We start from the raw sequence: 25,017 nt of genomic DNA, 5'->3' as shown, positions 1-25,017 counted from the left end.
ACGAACGGTTACGTTACAATAAAAACGAGCCCGAACATTTCCGAAGGAGGCGTTTCAGTGGAACTCCTCGAACTCTCCCTGCTGATGCTGGCAGCGGTGCTGCTCTCGTCCGTCATCGACCAGCTCGTGCCCAAGGTGTCGTCGCCCCTCATCCAGATCGGGCTGGGCCTGGCCATCGCCGTGGTGATGGGCACGCAGATCAACATCGATCTCGATCCGAACCTGTTCTTGGTTCTGCTCATAGCCCCACTTCTGTACGACGAGGCCAAGAACCTCGACAAGCAGGCCCTCTGGGAAAACAAGCGCCCCGTGCTGTCGCTGGCCGTGGGGCTGGTCATCGCCTCGGCGCTCATCGTGGGATTCGCCGTCAAATGGCTGGTGCCCTCAATCCCGTTGGCCGCGGCGTTCGCCTTGGGCGCGGCGCTCGGGCCGACTGACGCCGTTTCCGTCGCCTCCCTGGCCAAGCAGGTGAAGATTCCCGCGCGATCCCGCAACATCCTGGAAAGCGAGTCCATCATAAACGACGCCTCGGGCATCGTGTCGTTCCAGTTCGCCATCGCCGCCGCCGTCACGGGCACGTTCTCGCTCGTCGGTGCCACGGCGAACTTCTTCTTCGCCTTCCTAGGCGGCATCCTCGTGGGCGTGGCGCTGGGCTACCTGGGCAACTTCATCGTGCGACGCGTGCGTTCGTGGGGGCTCGAGAACACGACGTTCCATGTGCTGTTCGAGGTGTTCGTGCCGTTCATCGTGTACCTCGTGGCCAACGCCCTTGGCACGAGCGGCATCATCGCCGTGGTGGCTGCCGGCATTCTGAACGTCGTGTCGCCGCGCACCATCGGACCTTCCGTGTCGCGCATGAACATCGTGTCGACAAGCGTCTGGCGCGTGCTGGCCTTCGCCCTCAACGGCATCGTCTTCGTGCTCCTGGGCACACAGCTCCCCCGCGCCATGCAGCGCACCTGGGAGAACGTCACCATCGACAACGGCGTGCTCATTGGCTACATCCTGGGTATCACGGCGCTCATGCTCGCCGTCCGCTTCGTATGGGTGTTCGCCATGGAACGGCTCCACCGGCAGCGCACCGGCCGCATGACCATCGACGAGCTGCGGTCAACGGCCATCATGACCTTGGCCGGGCCGAAGGGCACCATCACGCTGGCCGTGGCGTTCACCATACCGTTCTCCATCCCCCAACGTGAGCTGCTGCTGTTCCTGGCATGCGGCGTAATCGTGGTAACCATGCTGCTGGCAACGTTCGTGGTGCCGCTGATAGCCCCGAAGAAAGAATCCGACGACGAAGAGCGATTCGACGAAGAGCAGGCCAGCATCGAGATGCTCCGCTCGGTAGTGGAAGAGCTGACTGCGCGCCAGACCAGCGAGAACCGTGCCGCCACCCAGATGGTCATCCGCGCCTACAACGAGCGCATCGCGCATTTGAAGAACAAGAGCGACCTAACGAACGAGTCCATGACCCCGCTGCGTCTTCGGGCAAACCGATGGGAGCACGACTTCGTGCTCGGTCTTCTAGAACGCGAAGAAGTCGACGAGCTGGCAGGATACCGATACCTCAAGCGCCTCTCGCGCACGGAGAACTTGTTGAAGCACCATGCCGACCGCATATCGCTGCAGATCGTCTACCTGCGCCTGCGCACGCTCGCGCATGCGGGCTGGCACCGGCTCGTTGAGGCACTGCCCGGGGACGACCTTGCCGAGCGCGTCCAGGCCGAGCGCGACCTCCGCGTTCACAGCAACGAGCATGTCATAGAGAAGCTGAAGGCGGAACTGGCCTCCCCGACGTCCGAGGAACCTGCCGAGCACTTAAGCGCGCTCTTGCTGGAATACCAGCGCCTCGTGCAGACGGCACGTGCAGCGAACCCTTCCATCACCGCAATCGCCACCTCCGTGGACAAAGCGGCGGATATCAAGCGCGAGGGCCTGCGGCTCGAACTCGAGGCCATCCAGTCGAGGTACGAGGACGGATCGCTACCCCGCGCCTCGTACAAGCGCTTGCGCGAGAACGTGGCCCTCATGCAGATGGACCTGGAAGACAACCTGTAGGAATACCAGGCGGGGAACGCCGTCGTCGGCGATGAGGGCTTTCGGCGCTTTTCGAGCCAAGGCGCCCGGTTCCCGCATTCGACGCATTGCCGCCCTCAAGAGCGAGGTTCAACCCGTCCGAAAGGACCTTCCTCTTCCAACCGACCTTCCGTGCCTCCTTACATCAGCATCATCACGACCACCACGAAAGCCACCGTGAGCACGAGACCGGCAAGCATGATAGCCCAGACAGCAGGACGGGCCCAGTTCATGGTCCAACCGATGCCGAAGCGCTCGGGCAGAAACAGGCTGGCGTCGTCGGGATTGTAGTAGAACACGCCCAGCTTCCAGTGTTCGTCGTCGTCGGCCAGCAGCCTTTCGGAAGCGGCCATGCGCGAGAACACGCGAGAGCCTCCCTGGCCGTAAACCAGGCTGATAACGATGGAGCCCACCACTATCACCAGCGCCAAGGCCACCACGAACACGCCTGCCTGCTCCAACCCTATCACGCCGATGAACGAAAGCTCCATGACGGGGCCCAGCAGGCTGAGAGCCAGGCCGCCTGCCACCAGCAAGATGCTCTGGGCGCGCGCGAACATGCCGTAGGCCAGCGCCGAGGTGGCAGGTGCGGACGGGTTCGACGGCCTCTTCGAGCGCAGGATGGTCCAGTGCGCAAACGCCATGCAGGCCGCCACGAACGCCACAATGAGCGCAGGAACCAGTATGGTGAACGGGGTTTTCTCCATGTACTCCGTCACCTCGCCCTGAAAGTTCATGTGCTGCGGGATCAAGTCGGGCATCTGCGCGTACCCGACGGCGCCGATGGCCAGCGTCACGGCAATGACGGGCAGGTACAGCAGGTTCCACTTGAGCGAGACCGCGCGCGGCACGGGCGCGTCGCCCACCACGGCCACCGACTCACGTGCGCTGGCCTGCCAGCCCTGCTCCTTCTTGTAGGACTGCACCTTCGCCCGGAAATACAGCATGAGGCCATAGCTTCCGACGCACAGCAGCAGCATGCCCACGCACAGTACGGCCAACGCCAAACCGGCATCGCCCGTGAACGCCCCGAAAGCGCCTACCGCGGTGAGCACGGCGGTAAGAGCGGACATGATCAGGGCGTAGCACCGCTTGAGCCGACGCAGGTAGGGGTCGTGCGCCGCCGTGTCGGGCACGGTGACGGCGAACACCTCGCCACGCCTCATGAGGAACGGCGTTACGATGGTCATGATGCCCGTCAAGGGCACGAGCGCGACGGTGAAGGCAAGCATCGTCGCAGCGAACTCGGTTGCGTTTCCCTCCATGGGCGCGTCACGCGTCCTTTCCGCAAGCAGGGGCGAAACCGGCCTCGATGGGAAGCCTGCCGGCTCCGGCCGCCCGCGCAGCCTGGGTGGATAGCACGGGGTCGGCATCGGCGCGCTCGAGGGCGGCGTAGGCGCGGGCAGCCTGGGCGCTCGCGCATTCCAGAAACTCGCCGCGCGTGCCGCCGCGCGCCCGGTGTGCGAGCGCGAGCTCGAACAGGCTGTCCTCCATCTTCGCCAGCTCGATCTGCGCACGATCGGCCCGATCGTCCTCGCAGGGGTCGGCGATGTAGGCGCCGCTGCGGCCGCGCATGAGCACGTAGCCCTCGTCGCGCAGCACCGCGTAAGCCTTGTTCACCGTGTGCAGGTTGATTCCCAAGTCGCTGGCGAGCGACCGCACGGATGGCAGCGCGGCGCCGGGAACCAGCTCGCCGCGCGCGATGGCCGCGATGATCTGGCTGCGAATCTGCAGGTACAGCGGCTCCTCCGCCTTCTGGTCAATGCGGATGATCATTACGGCTCCCTCCTTCGCTACATCAGCAACCCGTTCACCGCGAGGTCGATGACCCCGATCAGCAAGCCGATGCCGGCCAACAGCAGCCCCAGCTTCTCGCGCGAAACGCCCAGCCACACCGAGCCGAACAGCCCCAGGCCCGCTGAAAGCAGGACGGGGAACCACTTCGGCGACCAACCGTTCACGTCTCCCGTGATGCCGAAGTGCGTCGCCACCTGTTCAGGCAGCAGCACCCACTGGGCTACGGCCAACGCGACTGCCGCGATTCCCAGCGCGATTGCCGCCACGAGCCCGCTGCGTCCTTCGAGCACCGTGCCCCGATTGCGCGTCCCGTTTTCCCTTGCTCCCATGATACCGCCTTTCGCCCTCTCTTCGATGATGCTTCCGCCTCCTGCGCCGATTCACGCGGAAAGCCCGCGTTTCGCCGTGCTGCGGTAGAGCGCGGCCGACACCGCAGCCACCGCGCACGCCGCCAGCAGCGATCCCGCCTGGCCCAGGAACAACGCCGCCGCCATGCCCACCGCCACGAGGCCCATGCCGGCGAAGACAACCACGAACACCGGCATGCCGCGCTTCACCGGCTCGTACACGGTGGTCCAGTCGTAGCGCGGCCGACGGGCATCCATAGCCAGACCCAAGCTCGTGGCCAGCAGGCACGATGCCGACGGCACCGCGAACAGCGCGGCGACGGACAGCGCGTCGAGCGGCAGCGAAACTGCCACGAGCACGGCCGAGACCAGCAAAAACGACAGGCCGATCGCCAGGTTCACCGCCGCTTTCGACCACAGCACGGTCGACGGCGGCACGGGCGCCGTCAGCATGAGCCAGCGCGAAGAGCCCTCGAGCGACACCGACGCGGCCGTGGTGGACGAGATGCTGCAGAAGAACGCCAGGCCCCACGGGAGCACGAGCCCGATGGCAGGGGCCAGCTCGGGCGGCAGCAGGTCGAGCGAAAGCGCGCCCGTGAGCGTCCCCGCCGCCACGGCGATGGCCGCCACCAGCACGAGCACATAGCCGATGCAGGCGTTCATGAAGTAGATGGGCGTGGCCACGAGAAGGCGCACCTCCTTCGCCATGAGGGCCCGCAGCGGGGAGCCCGCCTTCGCCGCCGCAGCACCCTTGCCGTCGAAAGAGAACGTCCCACGAGGGCGCGATGACATGAGCATCGAGTTTACCGGCACGAACAGGCGCACGACGAGCGCAAGCACCGCGCACGCCGCCACGAGGTTCACGGCGGCGAACGCCAGGAACTGCCCGAGATCGCCCTCCACGATGCCGGCCGTCGCCCATGCCGCCGGGGGAAATGCGGCAGCAAGCTGGGCCACGAGCTCGGTGCCGAGCGCCGTCATGGCCGCCATGTCGTCGGCCTGCGACGAGAACGCCAGTGATCCGAACACCGCGATGAGCGTGGCCGCCAGAGTAAGCACGATCACCACGACGTTCGCATGCTTGAAGCGCGCCGACACCGCGGCGATGAGCACCGCCAGCACGATGGCCACGGCCAGCGGAAGCAGTGGCGCCAGCACCACCGAAAGCGCCATGCACGCGACGCCCGCCGCGGTCACGCTTGCGTTCGCCGCGTACACGGCGAACGCCGGAACCATCGCCAGCAGACCGAACGCCAAGCTCATGGCGTACAGCGACGCGATGCGCGAGAGCACCACCGACGAGGTGGGCACCGGCAGCGACATCACCAGATCGTAGTCCTTGAAGCTGAACAGCACGCCGTTCGTCTTGAGGAACGCCGCCACCGCGCCGGCAACGGCGCCCACGAGCACCGCGACAAGCGGGATGGCCTCGGGCAGCCCCATCTGCACGAGCGCCTGCGCGACGCCCGACGAGTACGCCGCGGCGAATAGCACGATGGCCGCCACGGCCAACGCATCGAGCGCCAAGGTGCGCCTCGCCTTAGCCGGGTCGGCGTGCAGCGTCTTGTTGATGCCGAAAAGCCCCAACAGCTGGATTTTCAGCAGAAGGATGAACGAGCGCATGCTTACCGCCCCCTACCGCGCGCCGGCGGCCGAAGCGGCCGCGCTGCGGTCGATCATGTCGAGGAACACGTCTTCCAGGCTCTCGTCGCCCACAACCTCGGCCGTGCGACCGCACGCCCGCAACTGCCCCTGCTTGATGATGGCCACCTTGTCGCAGAGCTTCTCCACCACTTCCAGCACGTGGCTCGAGAAGAACACGGCCGCGCCTCCGTCGGCCAGCTCGCGGAGCATCTCCTTCACCTGGAAGGACGCCTCGGGATCGAGGCCGACGAAGGGTTCGTCCAGCACAAGCAGCGTTGGCTCGTGCACGAGCGCGCCGATGAGCACGAGCTTCTGACGCATGCCATGAGAGTACGAGGACACGAGGTCGCCCAATGCGGAGGTGAGGTCCAAGCGATCGGCACACTGCCGAATGCGGGCCTCGCGCACGTCGGCGGGCACCTGGAAGATGTCCGAGATATAGTTCAGGTACTGGATGCCCGTGAGGAACTCGTAGATGTCGGGGTTGTCGGGCACATAGGCCGTGACGCGCTTGCAAGCGAGCGCGTCGGTGCGCACCGATTGCCCGGCAATGCGGATGTCGCCTTCGTCGAAGCCCGTGACGCCCACGATGGCGCGGATGAGCGTGGTTTTGCCTGCGCCGTTGTGACCGACGAAGCCGAAGATGTCCCCCGGCATGACGTCGAGGGTCACGTCATCCACTGCGCGCTTCGCACCGAACTTCTTCACCACATGGTTGACTGACAATACCGGAGATGCCATGCCGATTTTCCTTTACTTGCCTGTTTGTTATATTTATGCTATAACAGATGGAACAAAGATGCAAGGGGCGTATTTGCGATCGATTGCTCGGAAGCATACGCTCGCACGCCGGGGTGCTTCACGCGAAACATCCGTTTGCACGAACTGACACTTCGCGTGAAGCACCCCGGCGATGAAGAGAGAAGGGGAGCACGACCATGAGGCGCATAGCGATTTTTTTGGCGGTCACCTTCGCCTTGACATGGGCGTACGAGTTCGGGGTGGTGTACCCGGCGTCGTCGGGGGCGCTCACCGGCATCCCGCCGGTCGCGGCGCAGTTCGTCACCGGGGCGGCCATGTTCTTCCCCACCATCGGCGTGATCGTAACGCGCCTCGTCACACGGGAGGGGTTCAAGAACAGCGTCGTCAAACCGCGCGGGTTCAAGAAGTCGCTTCCGTGGTTCGCCGTCGCCTGGTTCGGGCCGGCCGTCCTGTCCGTCATCGGCGCAGCCGTGTACTTCCTCGTGTTCCCGCAGGACTTCGACCCTTCCATGAGCGCCTTCGTCGCCTCGACGCAGCAACAGGCAGCGGCGACCGGCGCCGAGCTGCCCGCCGATACCATCACCATGATGCTGCTCGCTCAGCTACCGTTCGCCATCTTCCTAGCGCCCGTGCTCAACATCTTCACGACGTTCGGCGAGGAATGGGGATGGCGCGGCTACCTCGTGCCGAAGGTGTCAACGCATCTGCGCATCGTCCCCACGCTGCTGGTCACGGGCGTCATCTGGGGGCTCTGGCACGCACCGCTCACCATCATCGGGCATAACTACGGCACCGGCTATCCCACCTGGCCCATCGGCGGCATAGCGGCCATGTGCCTGTTCTGCATCGTCGTCGGCATCTTCCTCACGTACGTCACCGTGCGCACGGGCAGCTGTCTGGCGGCGGCCATCGGCCACGGAGCGATCAACGGCTTCGTGAGCGCGGCGCTGTTGTTCTCGGTGACGGGCGGCAACCCCTTCGTCGGCCCCCTGCCCGTCGGCATCATCGGCGGCAGCGCCTTCGTCGTCGTGGCGGCCTTCATGCTGCGCGACCTGCATCGTCGCGAAAAGGAGGGCACGCTCGACATGCCGAAGGCGGGACTGCCCGATGACGTGACGAAGGCCGACCTGGCTCGCGCTCCTAAGGCGTAGCCCAACGGCTAGCACACGAACGGATGTTTTACGTGAAACATCCGACCCTGGCATAACGAAAAACGGGGCCCGATCTGCCGCCAGATCGGGCCCCGCCCTGTCCATGCCTGCTGCACCGCCAGACCTGCCGATCTGCCGGGCCGCGTTCCGTCTACAGGCGCTCCACCACGAGGTCGCCCATGGCGGCGGTGCCGACCACCTTGTCGGCCGGTGTGCCCGGCCCCTTGATGTCGCCGGTGCGCCAGCCCTCGTCGAGCACGGCGGTCACGGCACGGCGGATGTCGTCGGCGGCCTCGCCCAGGTCGAAGCTGTAGCGCAGCATCATCTCGACGGACAGGATCTGCGCGAGCGGGTTCGCGATGCCCTTCCCCGCGATGTCGGGCGCGCTGCCGTGGCTGGGCTCGTAGAGCGCGGTGCCGTCGCCGAGGCTGGCGCTGGCCAGCATGCCGAGCGAGCCGGTGATCTGCGCGGCTTCGTCGGAGAGGATGTCGCCGAACATGTTCTCGGTCACCACCACGTCGAAGTCGGCCGGGCGGTTGATGAGCTGCATGGCCGTGTTGTCGACGAGCAGGTCCTCGAGCTCCACATCGGGGTACTCCTCGTCGTGGATGCGGTGCACGATCTCGCGCCACATGCGGCTCGTCTCCAGCACGTTCGCCTTGTCGACGCTCGTCACCTTGTTGCGGCGCTTGCGCGCGGCCCCGAAGGCTTGGCGCGCGATGCGCTCCACCTCGTACTCGCGGTACTCGAGCGTGTCGTAGGCGCGCTGGCCCGCCGCGCCGTCCGTGCCGCAGCCCTCTTCGTCGTAGAAACGCTCGCGGCGGCCGAAGTACAACCCGCCGGTCAGCTCGCGCACGATCATCATGTCCACGCCGTCCACGATCTCGGGCTTGAGCGTGGATGCGTCGGCTAGCGCGGCGAATATCTGCACGGGGCGCAGGTTCGTGTACAGGCCCAGCGCCTTGCGGATGCCCAGCAAGCCCTGCTCCGGACGCGGCTTCGACGGATCGGTGGTGTCCCACTTCGGGCCGCCGACGGCCGCCAGCAGCACGGCGTCGGAGGCTTCGGCCGCGCGCAGCGTCTCGTCCGGCAGCGCAGTGCCCGTCGCATCGATGGCGCACCCGCCCAGCAGCGCCTCGGTGTAGGCGAACGCCGTGTCGTACTTCGCGCCCACCGCGTCCAGCACCTTGACGCCCTCGGCGATGATCTCGGGGCCGATGCCGTCGCCGGGAAGCAGGCATATTTGGTAGTTCTTGGTCATGACATCTTCTTTCGGATATAGGTTTTCAGCAAAAGCACCTCGGTGACCCCTTGGGGCATGGCAAAGGGGCCGCGATTGCACAAAAATCACCAGTTTGTTGCAGCTTCGAGAGCATCTCGCACAATCAGCTTGTAGCGACCTGCGAAAATGCTCTCATCTTTGGCGAGTGGCTGAGAAGAAACACCGTCAGATGCAAAAATGTGCAACAATCTGGTGATTTCTGCTCAAATATCCGCCATTCTCCTTACGCAAAGCAAAGCGAACGGGCATTGCGTGCGAATCTACTTCCCCAGCTTCGCCTTCGTGCGGTTGATCAGGCCGCCGGCTTCGATGATCTCGCGGATGAACGGGGGGAACGGCTGGGCCTCGAAGGTCTGGCCCGTCGTCTCGTTCACGATGACGCCCGCGTCGGCGTCCACGTTCACCACATCGCCCTGGCTGATGGCGTCCACCGCTTCGGGGCATTCCATGATGGCGAGGCCCGTGTTGATGGAGTTGCGGTAGAAGATACGCGCGAAGCTCTTGGCGATGACCACGTCGACGCCGGCCGCCTTGATGGCGATGGGCGCGTGCTCGCGCGACGAGCCGCAGCCGAAGTTCTCGTCGGCCACGATGATGTCGCCGGGTTGCACGCGTTCGATGAACGACGTGTCGAGGTCCTCGAGGCAGTGCTTCGCCAGCTCGGCCGGATCGGACGTGGTAAGATAACGGGCCGGGATGATGACGTCGGTATCGATGTCGCGCCCGTACCGGTGCGCGGTTCCTTTGAATTGCATGGTCGCAGTCCCTCCTAGTCCAAGTCTTCCGGCAGGCCGATGTGGCCGAGCACCGCGCTCGCCGCGGCGATGGCCGGCGAGGACAGGTAGACCTCGCTCGTGGGGTCGCCCATGCGGCCGACGAAGTTGCGGTTCGTCGTGGCGATGGCGCGCTCGCCGGCGGCGAGGATGCCCATGTAGCCGCCCAGGCAGGGACCGCACGTGGGCGTGGACACGGCGCAGTTCGCGTCGAGGAACACGTCCATGAGGCCTTCCTCCATGCACTGGCGGTACACGGCCTGCGTGGCGGGGATCACGATGCAGCGCACGTCGGGATGGACAGTGCGCCCGCGCAGCACATCGGCGGCCTGGCGCATGTCGACGATGCGGCCGTTCGTGCAGCTACCGATGACGGCCTGGTCGATCTTGACGTCGCGCGCCTCGGCGGCCGGGCGCGTGTTCGACGGCAGGTGCGGGAACGACACGGTGGGCACGATGGAGGCGGCGTCGATCTCGTACACCTTCGCGTACGTCGCATCGGCGTCGGAGTGGTACTCGGTGTAGGGGCGCTCGGTGCGGCCGTCCATATAGGCGCGCGTCACGTCGTCGACCTCGATGAGGCCGGCTTTGCCGCCCGCTTCGATGGCCATGTTCGAGATGCTCATGCGCTCGTCCATGCCCATGGTCCGAATAGCGCTGCCGGTGAACTCCATGGCCTGGTAGAGCGCGCCGTCCACGCCGATCATGCCGATGATGTGCAGGATGACGTCCTTGCCGGTGACGCCGGGGGCAAGCTCGCCCTCGATCTTGAACAACAGCGACTCGGGCACCTTGAACCACGCCTTGCCGGTGGCGTAGCCCACGCCGGCGTCGGTGGAGCCCACGCCCGTGGCGAACGCGCCCAGCGCGCCGTACGTGCAGGTGTGGCTGTCCGCGCCGATGATGAGGTCGCCCGCGCCGACGACGCCCTGCTCGGGAAGCAACGCGTGCTCGACGCCCATGCAGCCCACCTCGTAGTAATGGGTGATGCCCTGCTCGCGCGCGAAGTCGCGCACGATCTTGGCCTGCTCGGCGCTCTTGATGTCCTTGTTGGGAACGTAGTGGTCGGGCACGAGGGCGATCTTCGTAGGATCGAACACCTTCTCGACGCCGATCTTGCGGAATTCTTTGACGGCGATGGGGGCGGTGACGTCGTTGGACAGCACGAGGTCGAGATCGCATTCGATCAGCTGACCCGGCTCCACTTCGTCGAGCCCCGCATGGGCGGCGAGGATTTTCTCCGCCATGGTCATGGGACGTGGCATGGGTTGCTCCTTGGTTTGCGGTGGGCCGTGCGAGCCCGCGCGGGGCGGGCAGGTGGAAAACGCCCACCATTGTAGCACTCGCTTTAGCGTGCAAAAGAGAAGAGCCCCGAAGGGCCCTTCGTTGTGAAGCGATTTTCCATGTTTCGCCGGAACGGCGCCTATCAGGCCGGCTTACCAGGAGCCGTGGTAGCCGTAGTCGTAGCCGTAGGAACCGGCCGAGCCCATGGCCCCCGCAACCAGCGCCGTGATCATGCCGCCGATCGCCAAGCTGATGAGGATGCCCAGCACGATCCACACCACGAAGCCGATGATGGTCCACTTCAGGGCCTCGCTCTTTACCTGCGGCAGCTTGTCCACGTTCACGAGCCACGAGATGACGATGCCCGGGATGCCCATGAGGGCGCCCACCACGAACCAGCCGAACTTCATGCCGCCGGTAAGCTGCATGAGTGGCGCCGGCATGTACAGGGGCTGCGGCTGATATCCGGGTTGCGGAGCCTGGTAGGGCTGCTGCGGCGGCATCTGCTGGCCCGCCGGCGGCTGCTGCGGCTGCGTGGGTGGAACGGGTTGGGACGGGGCATCCGGGGCGTCGCACGAGGGAGGCGTGGGGATGCCCTGCTCGGTGTTGTTCGTATCGTCGGCCATAATGAACCTGCTTTCATCGAAGTTGCTTGCCAGCAAGTATAAAAGGCCCCTAGCGCACCCCCGCTTCGACCGGCAAATCCGTCATCGAACTGACACGTTGGCTACTCCATCCGGTGTAGGAGCGCGCGAAAGCGCTACCGAGCCGGTCGAGGAGTTCCGGCGGCCGACAGGCCGACGGAACCTACGAGAGCGCGGAGCAGAGGGCGTCGAGCAGGGTGATGGCGAAGTGCTGGGCGGAACGGCCCTCGCCGGCGTCCTCCCACATGGTGCCGGGCAGCTCCACGGCGATGCGCGACGGGGCGGCGGCGTCGGCCACGCCGATGGCCGTTTCCAGGCGCAGGGGCAGCGTGGCCTCGTCGTCGAAGCTCACGCGCGGCACGGCCTCGGCCGTGGCCTCCTCGGCCAGCACGATGTGCACGAGCAGCATCTCCTGATCGGGCTTCACCAGCAGCGAGTCGGCGCTCACGATCTTGGACGCGGGGCTGGTGGCCAGCGCGAGGTTCGACATGCGCGACGCCACGCTGCGCGTGAACTCGTGCGTGCCGAACAGGCACAGCGCGTTGCCCTCCAGCACGTCGGCCGCGCGCGCGAAGCCCAGGTGCACGGCCTCGTGCACGGCTTCCTTGCCCTCCCAGGAATGGTGGAGGTTGCGTATGGCCGCGTACGTGTACGCGCCGGCGATGCCGTCGGACGGCAAGCCCAGGTTCAGCTGGAACTTGCGCAGCGCGAGCTCCGTGTACGCGCCGAAGATGCCGTCGTTCGCCCCGCAAGCGAACCCGAGCGCGCCGAGCGCCTGCTGCAGCTCCTCCACGTCGTGGCCGTGGAAGTGGGGCATGCGCAGGTACAGCGTTCGGTCGCCCAGGAAGTACGAGGCGTCCACGAGCGTCGACCACACCTTGCCGGTCACGTCCTCGCCCGCGGGCAGGCCCGCCTGGATGCAGAACGCCCGCACGGCGGCGGCGGTCTGCTCGCCGAACGAGCCGTCGACGGCGGCCTGGTCGAGCAGGCCGATGGTGGCCAGGCGCTGCTGCACGTCCTCGACGGCAGCACCGGTGTCATGTCGCTTGATGGTTTCCATGGAGGCCATGGTACCGCAGGCCGCCCGCCCCCCGGCATCCACTCCAGGGGTTTCACCAAAGGAACAGAGCGGCCAGCAGGTTGAAGCGGCAACGTCCTGGTTGGCGCAGTAAGTCAGCAAGGCCTGCCGTAGTGCCCGAGATCGTGGGGAGAGCGGAGGTGGCGAACAAGCCCCCCGGCTTGTTCGCCACCTGCCTGTGCGCCCGAGCGGGCGCATCCTACACGGCAAAGCCGGGTAGGATTACGCGAGTCTCCGGCATCGCCGCGAGATCGGGCACCACGGCCAGCCGCAGCGTCGGCGATCGCGGTGGCCGTCAGGCCAGTGCGATTCGATAGATCTCGCGAGCGTCATCCATGGTGAGCTTCTTGAAGCTGCCGAAGGGCTCGCCCTTGTTCTCCTTGAGCGTGGGGATCATGCGCTCGATGTCGTCCTCGCCCACGCCCAGCTCGTCGAGCGTCACCGGCATGCCGAGCGAGGCGAAGAAGCCGCGCGTCTCGTCGATGGCCGACAGCGCGTCGGCCTCCAGGTCGCCCGTGGGCGCCAGGCCGAACACCTCGCGGCCGTAATAGGCGAAGCGCGCCGGGTTCGCGTCGTAGACGAACTCCATCCACGCCGGGAACATCACGGCCAGGCCCGCGCCGTGCGTGATGCCCGGGTTCAGGGCGGACAGCTCGTGCTCCAGGCCGTGCGTGGCCCAGTCCTCGTGGCGGCCGACGCCCGCGAGGCCCTGGTGGCACAGCATGCCCGCCCACATGACGTTCGCGCGCGCATCGTAGTTATCGGGCTCCACCATGACGCGCGGCGCCTCGGCGCGCACCGTCTTCATGAGCGAGAGGCACAGGTTGTCCGTCACGGGCACGGCGCCCACATCGTCGAAGAACCGCTCCAGCAGGTGGCAGAACATGTCGGTGAGGCCGGCCGCCGTCTGGTACTCCGGCAAGGTGAACGTGAGCTCGGGGTTCATGAACGCGAGTTTCGGGCGCTGCGCGTTGTTCGGATAGCCCGACTTCAGGCCCAGCTCGTCGTTGCTCATCACCGTGTTCTTCGACGCCTCGCTGCCGGCGGCCGGGATGGTGAGCACCACCGCGATGGGCAGCACGTCGTCCGTCTGCTGCTTCGTCTCGAAGAAGTCCCACACGTCGCCGTCGTAGTGCGCGCCCACGGCGATGGCCTTCGCCGAGTCGATGACCGAGCCGCCGCCCACGGCCAGCACCCAGTCGATACCGTGCTCCTTGCAAAGCGCAATGCCCTCGCGCGACAGGCCGATCTCCGGGTTCGGCCGCACGCCGCCCAGCTCCACGTGCTCGATGCCGGCCGCGTCGAGCGACGCCTTCACGCGGTCGATGAGGCCGCTGGCAACCGCGCTCTGCCCGCCGAAGTGCACGAGCGCCTTGCGCGCGCCGCGCCCGGCCAGCTTCGGGCCCACCTGCTCTTCCGCCCCGCGGCCGAACACGAAATGCGTGGGCGATACGAACTCGAAATCCTCCATGGCAGCAGTCCTTTCCGCAAGCCTTCGTCGTTGGCCAACCAGTATACCGCTCCCCCGCCCCGGCATGCGCCGCGTTCGCCGGAAGCAGGGCCGGACGACGGCAGGCAAGCGGAAACGGTGAAAATACGATGGGAGCGTGCTGAAACGTCGTAAGATCCCCGCAAGGTTCGCACGGCCGGAATGCGATGAACGCGCAAGGTCGGCGCGGTTCCGCAACGGTCGAATTACGGTCGGGCGGCAAGGTTGCGGAGCTAAGATGGCCACACGGATTCGTCCAGGCGGGGAGGACCGACACCCCTCACACCCATTTCCGATTTTGGAAGGGGGGTGACCCTCTATGGATGATATGCTGCTTGCCCTTACCGGAGTGATCTTGCAGGTTCTCGGGCTGCACGTTGCGCTGTTGAACGTGCTGCTCGGGGCGGCCGGGCTTGTCGTCAAGCTCGTGTCGAAAGATTTGCCCCGGTCGTCCGACAAGGACGATCCGGGGCACAGCACATAGCATCCGAACCGCCAAGGCGATCCGAGAGCCGTGGGGAGTTAGCAGCTCCCTGCGGCTCGCCTGCATTATAGCAAACGAAAACGCTGCGCGGAAGGAGCCGATGCCGCTTATAGCGGTTCTCCACAAGAGCGCCGACGAGGTGTTGCCGAGAGCCGCCGGAACACCGCCGGGGCTTTCGCCGAAATGCGCCGGGGTCGGCTGCACCTCCCCGCCGGAGTGCAGTCAAGCGGCAGGCCCGCCTACCCCAGCGCCACGTCCAGCACCATCATGACCAAAAACCCCGCCATGACGCCCAGCGTGCCCACGTTCGAATGCTCGCCCAGGTGCGCCTCGGGGATCAGCTCCTCCACCACCACGTACATCATGGCGCCGGCCGAGAACGCCAGCATCCACGGCATGTACGGCGATATGAGGCCTGCGAACAGCACCACCAGGATGCCGAACACAGGCTCGGCCAGGCCCGACAACGCCCCCAGCCCGAACGCTTTCGGCGCGCTCATACCCTCCTGCAGCATGGGCAGCGCCACGGCGGCGCCCTCGGGGATATTCTGGATGCCGATGCCGATGGCCAGCGCCACCGCCATGCCGAACATGGCCGGGTCGCCGCCGTTCTGCGCTGCCATGGCGAACAGCAGGCCCACGCTCATGCCCTCGGGAATGTTGTGCAGCGTCACGGCCGTGAACAGCAGCGTGGGCCGGTCCCACTTGCTCGGCAGGCCCTCGGGCTTGCTCTCGCCCGGATGCAGGTGAGGCAGCAGCTGATGCAGCACCATGAGGAACGCCACGCCGATGACGAACCCGCCCGCCGCGGGAATCCAACCCACCTGGCCCGCCTCCTCGGCCCGCTCGATGGCGGGGATGAGCAGCGACCACACCGATGCCGCGATCATGACGCCGGCCGCGAACCCCAGAAACGCCCGCTGGATAGCCATGCTGTTGCGCTTGCGGAACAGGAACACCGAGGCCGCGCCCAGCGTGGTCATCAGGAACGTGAACCCGGTGCCCGACGCAGCCCAGAGAAGCGCGGTTTGCATGAGCGCCCTCCTATCGTATCGCTCGCCCGCCGCAGGAGCGCAGCAGCAGGCGCCTTCATCTTCGAGGCATCAAGTGTAAGCCTTTTCGTCGGCTTAAGCGTCCGCATTTTCCCAGCGTTACCGAGCTGCCCCGCACGTTGTGCACCTCTTGGGGGGGGCGGGGCTGGGTCCTTGAGGCCTTCGCGGGCATCGCGAATGAATTGGCCGCGGCGAGTTCGAGCGCCGCAGGTGAGCAGCCCGACGCAAACGCAGGCGCCGCGAGCGGCTGGCCGCCGGTGAGCACAATGAGGCCGGGGGAACCCCGGCCTCATCGAAAGGAATGCCGACAGCGTGCTTGGCGTATCCTCAACGTAGCTCACCCACAAGCCCTGCCGCTCTGCGGCGCCGCAATCATCACGAGACTGTACTTGGCGAAGATAGTCTTTTCCGCTTACCATTGCGTTTGGTTCTACTGTCGGACAAGCCGGATTATAGGCTCTTTTCCCTGCAAACTGAACCCTTTCGGCTTCTTTTGTGCACGTGAGCAATGAAACCGTTACGATCGTCAACCGCCCGTTTAGTCCCCCCGCGACCCGCCTTTCGCCCCGCCCGGCCGAGGGCGCTTCGCCCCGCCTCCCTTCGGCGCCCAATCGCGCAGGCCGGGAACGGCGCCGCCGGCGATCTCCCACAGGTAGAGGCTCGCCACGGAGCCGTACGGCGAGTAGCGGCGGCGGTACTTCGCGAACAGCTCAGGCGTGATACGGCGATGGTGGTGCAGCATGCGCAGGCCGCGCAGAATGGCCAGGTCGCCGTAGCTCATGATGTCGGGCCGTTGCATCGAGAACGTCATGAGCATCTCGGCCGTCCACACGCCGATGCCCGGAAGCGCCGACAGCCGGCGGCACACCTCTTCGTCCGGCAGGTCGGCCAGCCCCTTCAGATCCAGCTCGCCGGCTACCACGCGCTCGGCCGCGCCCTTGATGTAGCCCACCTTCCGAAACGACAGGCCGAACCGCTGCAACTCGTCGTCAGGGCAGGCGGCCATGGCCTCGGGCGTGATGTCGCCGAACGCACCGGTCAGGCGCCTCCAGATGGTGACCTGCGCCTTCGTGGATATCTGCTGGCCCACGATGCAGTTGACCAGCGCCGCGAACAAGTCGGGCGTCACCTCGCGGCGCACCGGCCCGATAACGTCGATGGCCTCGGCCAGCCGCTCGTCGCGCGCCTTCAGGTAGGCGATCGCCTGCTCGTCGTACTCGAAATAGCGCTGCTCTCCCATGGGGGCTCCTCTCCGCCGGGAACGGCGCACCGGCGCCGAGGACGCGCGGGCCCCGCACGGCCCCGCCTTCGGCACCAGTATAACCGGCCCTGGCGCGCAAGGCGCCCGCGAAGGCGGACGCAGGACGTTGGCAGGACCCGACCGATGCGCAGGGGCAACGGTCGCCGGACAAAACGCCGCACCGGCCATAGCCAGACGGCGCCGAAAGGGGTACCATCGGACACGCAGCGCAGCAGGCCCGCAAGGCCGCTGCGCCGACAGCAGCAAAGGCAGAGAGGTGTATGAGGGGGAAACCATGAAGGACCATCCGGTTCGCAACTCGATCTACAACGTGTACTTCAGCCCGACGAAGGCGACTCAGAAAATCGCCTACGAGGTGGCCGACGCCATCGCGGCCGACCGCGACCTCACGAGCATCGCCATCAACCTGACGAAGCCGAAGAGCCGTCCCGTGCGCGCCGGCGGCCAGGAGAACGACGTGTTCCTGTTCGCCTTCCCCGTGTACAGCGGGCGCGTCCCCGCCGTGCTCATGGATTGCATCGACCAGTTCGAGGGCGACGGAGCGAAGGCCGTGGTCGTGGGCGTGTACGGCAACCGCCACTACGATGACGCGCTGCTGGAGGCCGCCGACCTGCTGGCCGAGCGCGGCTTCAAGGTCATCGCCGCCGGCGCGTTCATCGGCGAGCACTCCATGGCGCCGCGCGTGGGCGCCGGCCGTCCCGATGCCGACGACCTGGCCGTAGCCGCGCAGTTCGGTCACGACGTGGCCGCCCTCATCGAGCAGGGCGCAACCGAAACGCCCGCCATCAAGGGCAACCGCCCCTACCGCGACGGCATGCCCGACACGGGCGCGCGCCCCGCCACCACGGACGCCTGCACGAAGTGCGGCATCTGCGTGAAGCTGTGCCCCATGGGCATCATCGACGCCGACGACCCTGCCAAAGTCGCGGATGGCTGCCTGCAGTGCAACGCCTGCGTCAAGGGCTGCCCGCAGGGCGCGAAGCGCTTCGAGGGCGAGCAGGCGGCGGCCATCGTGGCCATGCTCGAGGGCAACTGCATGGAGCGCAAGGAGCCGGAGCTGTTCCTGTAGGGAAGCTAGGTGGACAGGAGGGACGGGGACGGGGCAAGGCAACCGTCCCCTCGTCCCTCCTGTCCCTGCCCGCTAGTCCAGGATGGCCTCGCCCAGCACGGAGTCGAAGCGCACGGACGTGCCGTCGGCGTAGGCAACGTTCCAGATGCGGTAGTCGAGCGAGCGGGGCACGTCCTCGTCGGAGAGCGCGCAGCCCTCGCCTGACGTGTCCACCTCGGTATCGTCGCCGCCTTGCCTGCTGGAGACCGCGTCGCCACCGTGCGCGGGCTCGTGGGTGACGACCGAGGCCGGCGGCGCGCTCTCCTCGGCATCCACCGCCGCATCCTCGGCCGATGCGTCGGCCGGGTCGTCGCCACGGCGCAGCGCCGCCTCGGCCTCGGCCAGGGCGTCGTCCAGCTCGGCGCGCGTAGGCTCCTCGGTCTCGCGCGCAGAACCCTCCCACGCGTTCTCGCCATCGGGGTCGGCAGCGGTCCAGCCGCTTTGCGCCTCGTCATCGATGCCGGCGGCCTCCGTCACGGCCGCGATGATGTCCGAGGCCGAGGACGAGCCACGCTCCTCCTTGCCGATTGCGCGCACGGCCGCCGTCGTGCCCGCACCGTCGGCAGCGGCACCCGCCCCTGCGTCGCCCTGCGCCGCGCCGGCGCCCTGCCGCTGGGCCGCGATGCTCGCGCAGGCGGGAATGCGGATCACCTCGATGGGATCCGCGCCCAGGGCACCCGCGCGCAGCAGGGTGCGTGCCCGCCCCACGTAGCCGGCGGCCGCCTCCGGTATGGACGATTCCACCATGCGCACGGCGATGGCCGGGCCCGTGCCGAAGCGCACCTCGGCCCACGAGAAGGGCAGCACGGGGTCGCCGTTGTTGCGGCGGGCATCGTTCTCGCGCGCCACCAGAGCCGACGTCTCGGCGAACTCCTCGTCGAGCCACGTGGTGAGCGCGCCTTCCCACAGCGGGTCCTCCGCATCCTCGTCCACCGCGTTCATCCCTACGTCGAACTCAATGACGTTCGCACGCTGCGAGCCCTTCTCGGCCCGAACGACCTCCGTAGGTGCGACGGCCGTGAAGCGACGCTCGATCTCGGCGTCGGCGTCGCCCTGGAAGCTCTCCTCGTCGAGCACGATGTTCAGTTTCAGTTCGGGGTGGATCGATGCGGGCATGGCGGTTCCTTTCGTCGACCGCGGACGGGCGCGCCCGCGGGATGGTTCGGTATCCGCTGCATTGTCGCCCCGGCCGTAGGCCGCCGAGCGGTTGGATCGCGAGCGTGACGCAATCGTTGCACTCCCATCACCCGCAGGCAAACCGTCGAACGGGGTGCGCGGCAGACAGCCGCTATAAGCGTCAACGTATTCAGTAGGTTACATATCGGCTATACTGGAACGGTTGGCACACTACGGCGTCGGCGATCCTTGGGGAGCGTCGGCGAGGGACGGGGGATTCCCATGCACGACGGCGAGGAGAACATCACCATCGGAGCGCTCATGGAGGGCGTGTACGCCCTCTTTCGCTCGCGCGACGACTACGAGTCCGTGTCGGAGACGGAGCACGACCTCGTCGCCCGCATACAGTACGCCTCCGCCGTGGTGCAGGCCGAGAAGGTCACGCCCCCGGGCGGGTGGGACCCGTACGGGCGCTAGGTCGTGCAAAAAAGGGCCGCCTATCTGGAGGGAGAAGATCGGCGGCCCGGGAAGGGAGCGGCGAGCGGGCACGACGCCCGCTCGCCTGCCCCATGGCTAGAGGTCGAGGCTCGGGATCTCCTCGTCGGCGTTGCCGCCTGCGGCGTTGATGCCCGCGATGCGGCCGAACGTCACGCAGCGTCCGTGGCCGATACCCGGCACGTAGGTGGGGTAGTCTCCCGCGCCGAAGAACTCGCCGGCGGCAGAGCCGCACACGTACAGGCCCTCGATGGGCTGGTCCTCGGCGTCGAGCACCTGGGCGTCCAGGTTCGTGCGCAGGCCGCCGCACATGGTGAGCATGCTGGCCACCAGCTTGCCGGCGTAGAACGGCGGGTCGACGACCTTGCCCATGACCTCGGGGCGCTTGCCGAAGTCCAAGTCCTTGCCCAGATCGCACAGCTCGTTGTAGCGGTCGACCGTGGCCACGAGGTTCTCAGGCGGCACGCCCATCTTCTCCGCCAGCTCCTCGAGCGTGTTCGCCTCGACCGTCTGGCCGCTCTCCAGCTCGCCTTCCAGCACCTTCTTCTGCGCCTCCAGGTTGTACTCGCCGCCCACGGGCTGGGTGAGCTGGCCCCACTGCAAACCGCCGCCCAAGCCGGCGTCCATCTGGGCCTTCACCTGCTCCAGGCCGTGGGAGTCGTAGATGGTCCAAGCGTCCTTCTTCGTCTGCAGGGCCTTCGTCACACTCTTGGACTGGGTGTTCACATCCTCGTTCTTGAAGCGCTTGCCCTCCCAGTTCACATGGAGGAAGCCGTAGCTGGCCGCGCCGAAGTCCAGGTGCATGACCGCCGCGTGCGGCTCGGACTTCTGCATGGCGCCGCCGGCCCAGATGGCCTGCTTGTGCATGTCGCCGGTGTCGCAGTCGGGCGGGTTGTAGAAGCGGCCGTCCATGGCATAGGCCGTCATGGGCGAGTAGTACTGGAACATCTCGTTGTCGGCCGCGTAGTCGCCGGAGGCGATGATGACCGACTTGGCGTTGATCTGCGTGTACTCGTCCTTGCCGGTGGAAACGACAGCGCCCGTCACGGGGCCGTCGCCGTCGCGCACGAGCTGCTCGCTCTTCGTCTCCCAACGGATCTCGCCGCCCATGTCGGCGATGGTCTCGTACAGCGCCGGCACCAGCACCGCGTTGCCGTACACATCGCCCACGCCCGAGCCCTGGTAGAACGTGAAGTTCACGGTCTCCTCGTACTTGTCGGCCTGGTAGAAGATGTGCGTGACCGGGTACTCGGTGTAGTCGGGGCCCTTGTAGTAGCCGTCCCACAGAAGCGCCTCGAGGCCCTTCTTCGTGGCCAGGTCATACAGCCAGTCGAAGCACGCGCCGCTCTTGTGCGCGAACTCCCACAGCAGCGGCTCCTTCACGCGGCCCTGCGCCCAGTTGATCCAGCGGCGCACGACGTTGTGGTAGTCAGGCTCCTCCACGAGGCCCTCGCCGGCCAGCTTCTGCTGGACCTTGGTGTGGAAGCCGGCGATGTGCACGCCGCGCGCTACCACGGTCTCGGGGTTCTTGTCGATGGTGATGACCTTCGCGCCCTTCTCGAGCGCCGAGATGGAGGCGCAGCAGCCCGCGAGGCCCGCGCCTATGACGAGCACGTCGCACTCCTCCGTGCCCTTGATCTTGTCCTTGGCGATGGGCTCGGGTGCTATCTCCCAGGTGTGCTTGCCGGCCACGTCGGGGCCGGCCGAGGCGCCGCTCTCGGCCACCGGGATGCCGCCCTCGCCGCCCGCGGCGGCGTCTGCCTTGGCGTCGGACTTCGACTGGGGCGCGCAGCCGGCCACGCCGGCCATGGCCGCACCGGCGAGCGCCGTGCCGCCCAGGCCCAAGAACGCGCGACGCGACAGGCCCTTCTTCCCCATGCCCTTCTCTTCCTCCATGAGAATCCCTCCTTGATTCGACTCGCGAACCCGGCGCACCCCTTTTGCGCACCGGAGCGCAGCGTTGCCGCTGCCCGTTGGCTCACCTTAAAGCCGACACTTCCCGTCATCAACCCGCAGGCAGGGGGAAATGCCTCCCCACGTGCATTTCCCCCTGCCGGGGGGATGCCCGTACGCGTCCGGTCAGGCTACCCTGCGCGCGGCGGGCGCTGCGCGCTCGCGAGGCCCGGAACAACGCCACGAGCCAGAGGCATACAAGCCGGACGGTCAGCCTGCGAGCAGGGCGCGACACGCGACCTAGGCGCTATAATGAGCATGGGGAGATCAGCCGCGCCGCGCTCCGGCGCTTCGCGGCCCGCTACGGGAGGGAGCGGCGATGCCGTCGTTCAAGGACGAGCTGTGGCGCACGCCCGATCTGCTGGGGTTCGCGGCGCATTGGATCTGGATATGGTGCGTGTTCTGGAGCTCGCTGTTCTACGGCGAGGGAACGCTGCTCGACGTCTTCAGCGGCCTGGCCGGCCCGCTCGCGCTCGAGCCGCTGTGGGTGATCTCGCTGCTGGCGAACGTCGTGACCATCGCGTTTCTGCTCATGCTGTCGTACTTCCGCAACCCGCTGGCCGATGTGCGCTGGCTGCCCCATGCGGGTGGCACGCTCACCGCCATCGGCACGCTCGCCCTCTCGCACCCGGTGCTCGTAGCAGCCGGCGGGGCCGCCGCGCCGGTCTATCTGGCAGGCGCGCTGGTCACGGGAGTGGGCAGCGCCATCGTGGTGATGCTGTGGGCCGAGCTGTTCGCCTCGCTCGGATCGAAGCGCACCGTGAACTACTCCGTGGTCGCCCTGCTCATCGCCGCCGTCGCGTACTTCGCCATCCGGCTGCTGCCCGTCGACGCGGCGCAGCTGGCCGTGGCCTTGCTGCCGGCGGCGAGCATGGGTTGCTTCCTGCACTACAAGCGCAGCGTGCCCCGCCTGCCGCGGCGCGAGCGCAACGTGCGGGTGAAGGCGCGCCCACCGCTGCGGCTCGTGGCCGTGGCGCTGTTTTTCGGCGTGTCGTTCGGTGCGATGAAAGGCCTCATGGCGCCGGTGGAGAGCGATTGGCTGGCCGTGCGCGACCTGCTGAACATCGCGGCCATCGTTGGCGGGTCCGTGGCCATCTTCGCAACCATGAGCTGGGCGAAGATGGACTTCGACCATCTGACGTACCAGGTGGCCCTGCCGCTCATGGCGGCGGGTTTCCTGTTCCTGCCGCTGCACGAACCGTGGAACGTCATCGGCACGGCGGTGCACCAGGCGGGCTACCAGTACTTCTACATCGTGCTGTGGGCGCTCTGGCCCGTACTGGCCTCGCGTGGCGTGCCGGCGGGCTGGATAGCGGGTTGGGGCCTTCTTTCCATCCAGCTCGGCCAGTTCGCCGGGTCGATCGCCGCGGCGCTGGCCGTGAGCGTGGTGGACACCGACCTGGGGATGGCCATGCTCTCGGCGGGAATCATCTTCGCCATCCTCATCATCGCGCTGTTCGCGCTGGGCAGCGGGCAGGCCAGCACGGGCTGGGGCTACGTGAAGCCCATGGAGGAGGCCGATGCCGCCACCGACTTCGAGAAAGCCGGCACGCGCATCGCCCGGCGCTGCCGCCTGTCGCCGCGCGAGATAGAGGTGCTCTTCCTGCTGGCGAAGGGCCGTAACCGCGCCTACATCAGCGAGGAGCTGGTCATCGGCGACGAGACGGTGAAGAGCCACGTGAAGAGCATTTACCGCAAGGTGGATGTGCACTCGCAGCAGAGCCTCATCGACCTGATAGAGGCCGAAGCGCGCAACGCCTGAGCGACGCCGCACCGGCACCTGCCGGACACGACCACCTCGACCTGCACGCTCATGGGCGCGCGATGCGCATCATCCGCCCCGTAACCGTCCGCCCATCGGGTTATGGTATCGTGGGTGCCTGCAAGCTGGACACGGCCGGCGCGGCGCGCGCCGGCATGGGCACGAGAGGTACCGATGATGCACAACCACCGCGACGAGCGAAGCAACGCCGAGACGGATGCCGAGCTCGAAGCCGAGATAGAGGCGCTGACGTCCCAGGAAGCCGAGGCGGCGGCAACGCTCAAGAAGAAGATTCCCCTGCCGCTCAAAGTGTTCGCCATCCTGTGCATCGTGGCGGGCGTCGCCATCCTGCCCATGATCGGGTTCGTCATCGTGGCCATGGTGATCGCGTTCCGCGAGGGCGCGCTCGCAGACGACTCGACGGCGTCCACGGTGCTGTTCTTCGCGCTGCTAGCCATCCTGGCCCTGCTCACCGTGGCGTTCATCGTGTTCGGCATCCGCCTGCTGCGCGACAAGCGGCGCTTTGCGGCGCAGACCGCCGAGCTGCTCACCGGCCTCATGGTGGCCGGCATCCTGTGCGACATCATGCTGTTCGGCCTGGACGGCACCGTGCTGTTCTTCGTGGCCTTCATCGTGTTCCTCGTGGTGCTGACCAGCTACCTGGACCCGTCGCTCGCCGAAGAGCGCGAGCTGCAGCGCAAGCTGCGCGACATGGAGACGCGCGAGGACGCCGAGGACGGCACGCTCGGGCGCGACGAGACGGGCAAGGGGTTCATCGCGCTCAACTTCTTCAACCTGTTCTGGATATTCACGGTGTGCTGCGTGCTGGGCCTCATCATCGAGACGGTGTACCACTTCGCCGTGGTCGATCCCGGCCACTACCAGGACCGCGCCGGCCTGCTGTTCGGGCCGTTCTCGCCCATCTACGGGTTCGGCGCCGTGCTCATGACCGTGGCGCTGAACCGCTTCCACGACAAGAACGTCATCCTCATCTTTCTGGTGAGCGCCGTCATTGGCGGGGCGTTCGAGTATCTGACCAGCTGGTTCATGCAGTTCGCGTTCGGCATCGTGGCCTGGGACTACTCGGGAACGTTCCTGTCCATCGACGGGCGCACCAACGGCATGTTCATGGCCATGTGGGGCGTGCTGGGCGTGGTGTGGATCAAGCTGTGCCTGCCCTGGATGCTGAAGCTGGTGAACCTCATACCCTGGAACTGGCGCTACGCCCTCACCACGGTGTGCGCGGCACTCATGATCGTGGACGGCGCCATGACCTTGCTGTCGCTGGACTGCTGGTACCAGCGCATGGCCGGCAAGCCCTCCGAGACCGCCATGGCCCAGTTCTTCGACCGCAACTTCGACAACGAGTACATGCAGGAGCGCTTCCAGAGCATGTCGATAGACCCCTCCAACGCCACGCGCGCGAACTAGGCCGGATCTCTCGGGAAGGGGGCGTGAT

At 66.8% G+C, this 25,017-nt stretch carries 22 protein-coding genes; 7 read left to right on the top strand and 15 right to left on the bottom strand.

Annotated elements, in window-relative coordinates:
* Positions 1 to 57 precede the first annotated feature (57 nt).
* On the top strand, positions 58 to 2,058 hold the full coding sequence (locus LB310_RS05910; RefSeq protein ID WP_301154731.1) for a sodium:proton antiporter: 2,001 nt from the start codon (positions 58 to 60) through the stop codon (positions 2,056 to 2,058).
* Between the two features lie 158 nt (positions 2,059 to 2,216).
* Here LB310_RS05910 and LB310_RS05905 read toward each other — a convergent pair whose 3' ends face one another.
* The 5 genes from LB310_RS05905 to LB310_RS05885 are packed head-to-tail and all read right to left on the bottom strand — an operon-like array spanning position 2,217 to position 6,605.
* Positions 2,217 to 3,341, bottom strand: a complete 1,125-nt coding sequence (locus LB310_RS05905) for a DUF1648 domain-containing protein (protein ID WP_301154730.1) — start codon at positions 3,339 to 3,341, stop codon at positions 2,217 to 2,219.
* A gap of 7 nt (positions 3,342 to 3,348) precedes the next feature.
* Entirely contained in the window at positions 3,349 to 3,852 is a 504-nt protein-coding gene (locus LB310_RS05900) for a GntR family transcriptional regulator (RefSeq protein ID WP_278806248.1), read from the bottom strand.
* Between the two features lie 17 nt (positions 3,853 to 3,869).
* The gene (locus LB310_RS05895) at positions 3,870 to 4,202 is read right to left on the bottom strand and encodes a DUF1648 domain-containing protein (protein WP_278806247.1); all 333 of its coding nucleotides are present in this window, start codon (positions 4,200 to 4,202) and stop codon (positions 3,870 to 3,872) included.
* Positions 4,203 to 4,253: 51 nt separating this feature from the next.
* Positions 4,254 to 5,843: a hypothetical protein gene (locus LB310_RS05890; RefSeq protein ID WP_301154729.1), complete on the bottom strand. Its 1,590-nt coding sequence runs from the start codon at positions 5,841 to 5,843 to the stop codon at positions 4,254 to 4,256.
* Positions 5,844 to 5,855: 12 nt separating this feature from the next.
* Positions 5,856 to 6,605 (bottom strand): ABC transporter ATP-binding protein, encoded by a 750-nt coding sequence (locus tag LB310_RS05885; RefSeq protein ID WP_278806245.1) that lies wholly within the window; start codon positions 6,603 to 6,605, stop codon positions 5,856 to 5,858.
* Positions 6,606 to 6,802: 197 nt separating this feature from the next.
* Here LB310_RS05885 and LB310_RS05880 point away from each other — a divergent pair, with 197 nt between their 5' ends.
* The gene (locus LB310_RS05880; RefSeq protein ID WP_301154728.1) at positions 6,803 to 7,777 is read left to right on the top strand and encodes a CPBP family intramembrane glutamic endopeptidase; all 975 of its coding nucleotides are present in this window, start codon (positions 6,803 to 6,805) and stop codon (positions 7,775 to 7,777) included.
* Positions 7,778 to 7,928: 151 nt separating this feature from the next.
* Here the strand turns inward: LB310_RS05880 and leuB are convergent, their stop codons facing one another.
* The 6 genes from leuB to LB310_RS05850 all read right to left on the bottom strand — a co-directional run bounded on the left by leuB (position 7,929) and on the right by LB310_RS05850 (position 14,309).
* Positions 7,929 to 9,038 carry a 3-isopropylmalate dehydrogenase gene (gene leuB / locus LB310_RS05875; RefSeq protein WP_301154727.1) on the bottom strand — a complete coding sequence of 370 codons (1,110 nt, stop codon included), beginning with the start codon at positions 9,036 to 9,038 and terminating at the stop codon, positions 7,929 to 7,931.
* 281 nt (positions 9,039 to 9,319) lie between these two features.
* Positions 9,320 to 9,814: a 3-isopropylmalate dehydratase small subunit gene (locus LB310_RS05870; protein WP_096227331.1), complete on the bottom strand. Its 495-nt coding sequence runs from the start codon at positions 9,812 to 9,814 to the stop codon at positions 9,320 to 9,322.
* A 14-nt stretch (positions 9,815 to 9,828) separates the two neighbouring features.
* Positions 9,829 to 11,097: a 3-isopropylmalate dehydratase large subunit gene (gene leuC / locus LB310_RS05865; RefSeq protein ID WP_101721611.1), complete on the bottom strand. Its 1,269-nt coding sequence runs from the start codon at positions 11,095 to 11,097 to the stop codon at positions 9,829 to 9,831.
* A gap of 171 nt (positions 11,098 to 11,268) precedes the next feature.
* Positions 11,269 to 11,742 (bottom strand): spore coat protein SP96, encoded by a 474-nt coding sequence (locus LB310_RS05860; RefSeq protein WP_301154726.1) that lies wholly within the window; start codon positions 11,740 to 11,742, stop codon positions 11,269 to 11,271.
* 181 nt (positions 11,743 to 11,923) lie between these two features.
* A complete protein-coding gene (locus tag LB310_RS05855; RefSeq protein ID WP_087190145.1) occupies positions 11,924 to 12,829 on the bottom strand; it encodes a peptidoglycan-binding protein in 906 nt (301 codons plus the stop codon).
* A gap of 304 nt (positions 12,830 to 13,133) precedes the next feature.
* On the bottom strand, positions 13,134 to 14,309 hold the full coding sequence (locus LB310_RS05850; RefSeq protein WP_123672645.1) for an iron-containing alcohol dehydrogenase: 1,176 nt from the start codon (positions 14,307 to 14,309) through the stop codon (positions 13,134 to 13,136).
* A gap of 337 nt (positions 14,310 to 14,646) precedes the next feature.
* Between LB310_RS05850 and LB310_RS05845 the strand changes: the two genes are divergently transcribed.
* Positions 14,647 to 14,811, top strand: a complete 165-nt coding sequence (locus LB310_RS05845; RefSeq protein ID WP_166521673.1) for a hypothetical protein — start codon at positions 14,647 to 14,649, stop codon at positions 14,809 to 14,811.
* Between the two features lie 239 nt (positions 14,812 to 15,050).
* On the opposite strand, the gene LB310_RS05840 is transcribed toward LB310_RS05845, so the two are convergent.
* Positions 15,051 to 15,845, bottom strand: coding sequence for a ZIP family metal transporter (locus LB310_RS05840; protein ID WP_087190147.1), 795 nt, complete (start codon positions 15,843 to 15,845; stop codon positions 15,051 to 15,053).
* 556 nt (positions 15,846 to 16,401) lie between these two features.
* Positions 16,402 to 17,103 (bottom strand): DNA-3-methyladenine glycosylase, encoded by a 702-nt coding sequence (locus tag LB310_RS05835; protein ID WP_278805841.1) that lies wholly within the window; start codon positions 17,101 to 17,103, stop codon positions 16,402 to 16,404.
* Positions 17,104 to 17,398: 295 nt separating this feature from the next.
* Between LB310_RS05835 and LB310_RS05830 the strand changes: the two genes are divergently transcribed.
* A complete protein-coding gene (locus tag LB310_RS05830) occupies positions 17,399 to 18,193 on the top strand; it encodes a 4Fe-4S dicluster domain-containing protein (RefSeq protein WP_278805842.1) in 795 nt (264 codons plus the stop codon).
* 72 nt (positions 18,194 to 18,265) lie between these two features.
* Here LB310_RS05830 and LB310_RS05825 read toward each other — a convergent pair whose 3' ends face one another.
* Complete coding sequence (locus tag LB310_RS05825; protein ID WP_278805843.1) at positions 18,266 to 19,348, bottom strand: hypothetical protein; 1,083 nt, start codon at positions 19,346 to 19,348, stop codon at positions 18,266 to 18,268.
* 282 nt (positions 19,349 to 19,630) lie between these two features.
* On the opposite strand from LB310_RS05825, the gene LB310_RS05820 reads away from it, so the two are divergent.
* Entirely contained in the window at positions 19,631 to 19,825 is a 195-nt protein-coding gene (locus LB310_RS05820; protein ID WP_087190151.1) for a hypothetical protein, read from the top strand.
* 96 nt (positions 19,826 to 19,921) lie between these two features.
* Here the strand turns inward: LB310_RS05820 and LB310_RS05815 are convergent, their stop codons facing one another.
* The gene (locus LB310_RS05815; protein ID WP_278805844.1) at positions 19,922 to 21,739 is read right to left on the bottom strand and encodes an FAD-dependent oxidoreductase; all 1,818 of its coding nucleotides are present in this window, start codon (positions 21,737 to 21,739) and stop codon (positions 19,922 to 19,924) included.
* 376 nt (positions 21,740 to 22,115) lie between these two features.
* Here LB310_RS05815 and LB310_RS05810 point away from each other — a divergent pair, with 376 nt between their 5' ends.
* Together LB310_RS05810 and LB310_RS05805 are read left to right on the top strand one after the other, a co-directional pair.
* Positions 22,116 to 23,558, top strand: coding sequence for a helix-turn-helix transcriptional regulator (locus LB310_RS05810; RefSeq protein WP_087190152.1), 1,443 nt, complete (start codon positions 22,116 to 22,118; stop codon positions 23,556 to 23,558).
* Between the two features lie 174 nt (positions 23,559 to 23,732).
* Positions 23,733 to 24,989, top strand: coding sequence for a putative ABC transporter permease (locus LB310_RS05805; protein WP_143412693.1), 1,257 nt, complete (start codon positions 23,733 to 23,735; stop codon positions 24,987 to 24,989).
* Positions 24,990 to 25,017 lie beyond the last annotated feature (28 nt).

Source organism: Gordonibacter sp. RACS_AR49 (assembly GCF_030418435.1).
Lineage (GTDB): Bacteria > Actinomycetota > Coriobacteriia > Coriobacteriales > Eggerthellaceae > Gordonibacter > Gordonibacter urolithinfaciens.
Note: the sequence above shows the minus strand (reverse complement) of the source record. Positions and strands in the feature narration are given on the sequence as shown.

What these genes read in the sequence shown, in the direction of transcription:
- LB310_RS05805 (WP_143412693.1), top strand. Translation starts at nt 23,733, where the DNA reads ATGATGCACAACCACCGCGACGAGCGAAGCAACGCCGAGACGGATGCC.
- LB310_RS05895 (WP_278806247.1), bottom strand. Translation starts at nt 4,202, where the DNA reads ATGGGAGCAAGGGAAAACGGGACGCGCAATCGGGGCACGGTGCTCGAA.
- LB310_RS05845 (WP_166521673.1), top strand. Translation starts at nt 14,647, where the DNA reads ATGGATGATATGCTGCTTGCCCTTACCGGAGTGATCTTGCAGGTTCTC.
- LB310_RS05820 (WP_087190151.1), top strand. Translation starts at nt 19,631, where the DNA reads ATGCACGACGGCGAGGAGAACATCACCATCGGAGCGCTCATGGAGGGC.
- LB310_RS05890 (WP_301154729.1), bottom strand. Translation starts at nt 5,843, where the DNA reads ATGCGCTCGTTCATCCTTCTGCTGAAAATCCAGCTGTTGGGGCTTTTC.
- LB310_RS05855 (WP_087190145.1), bottom strand. Translation starts at nt 12,829, where the DNA reads ATGGCCTCCATGGAAACCATCAAGCGACATGACACCGGTGCTGCCGTC.
- LB310_RS05880 (WP_301154728.1), top strand. Translation starts at nt 6,803, where the DNA reads ATGAGGCGCATAGCGATTTTTTTGGCGGTCACCTTCGCCTTGACATGG.
- LB310_RS05850 (WP_123672645.1), bottom strand. Translation starts at nt 14,309, where the DNA reads ATGGAGGATTTCGAGTTCGTATCGCCCACGCATTTCGTGTTCGGCCGC.
- leuC (WP_101721611.1), bottom strand. Translation starts at nt 11,097, where the DNA reads ATGCCACGTCCCATGACCATGGCGGAGAAAATCCTCGCCGCCCATGCG.
- LB310_RS05860 (WP_301154726.1), bottom strand. Translation starts at nt 11,742, where the DNA reads ATGGCCGACGATACGAACAACACCGAGCAGGGCATCCCCACGCCTCCC.
- LB310_RS05900 (WP_278806248.1), bottom strand. Translation starts at nt 3,852, where the DNA reads ATGATCATCCGCATTGACCAGAAGGCGGAGGAGCCGCTGTACCTGCAG.
- leuB (WP_301154727.1), bottom strand. Translation starts at nt 9,038, where the DNA reads ATGACCAAGAACTACCAAATATGCCTGCTTCCCGGCGACGGCATCGGC.
- LB310_RS05885 (WP_278806245.1), bottom strand. Translation starts at nt 6,605, where the DNA reads ATGGCATCTCCGGTATTGTCAGTCAACCATGTGGTGAAGAAGTTCGGT.
- LB310_RS05825 (WP_278805843.1), bottom strand. Translation starts at nt 19,348, where the DNA reads ATGCCCGCATCGATCCACCCCGAACTGAAACTGAACATCGTGCTCGAC.
- LB310_RS05830 (WP_278805842.1), top strand. Translation starts at nt 17,399, where the DNA reads ATGAAGGACCATCCGGTTCGCAACTCGATCTACAACGTGTACTTCAGC.
- LB310_RS05835 (WP_278805841.1), bottom strand. Translation starts at nt 17,103, where the DNA reads ATGGGAGAGCAGCGCTATTTCGAGTACGACGAGCAGGCGATCGCCTAC.
- LB310_RS05840 (WP_087190147.1), bottom strand. Translation starts at nt 15,845, where the DNA reads ATGCAAACCGCGCTTCTCTGGGCTGCGTCGGGCACCGGGTTCACGTTC.
- LB310_RS05815 (WP_278805844.1), bottom strand. Translation starts at nt 21,739, where the DNA reads ATGGAGGAAGAGAAGGGCATGGGGAAGAAGGGCCTGTCGCGTCGCGCG.
- LB310_RS05905 (WP_301154730.1), bottom strand. Translation starts at nt 3,341, where the DNA reads ATGGAGGGAAACGCAACCGAGTTCGCTGCGACGATGCTTGCCTTCACC.
- LB310_RS05810 (WP_087190152.1), top strand. Translation starts at nt 22,116, where the DNA reads ATGCCGTCGTTCAAGGACGAGCTGTGGCGCACGCCCGATCTGCTGGGG.
- LB310_RS05870 (WP_096227331.1), bottom strand. Translation starts at nt 9,814, where the DNA reads ATGCAATTCAAAGGAACCGCGCACCGGTACGGGCGCGACATCGATACC.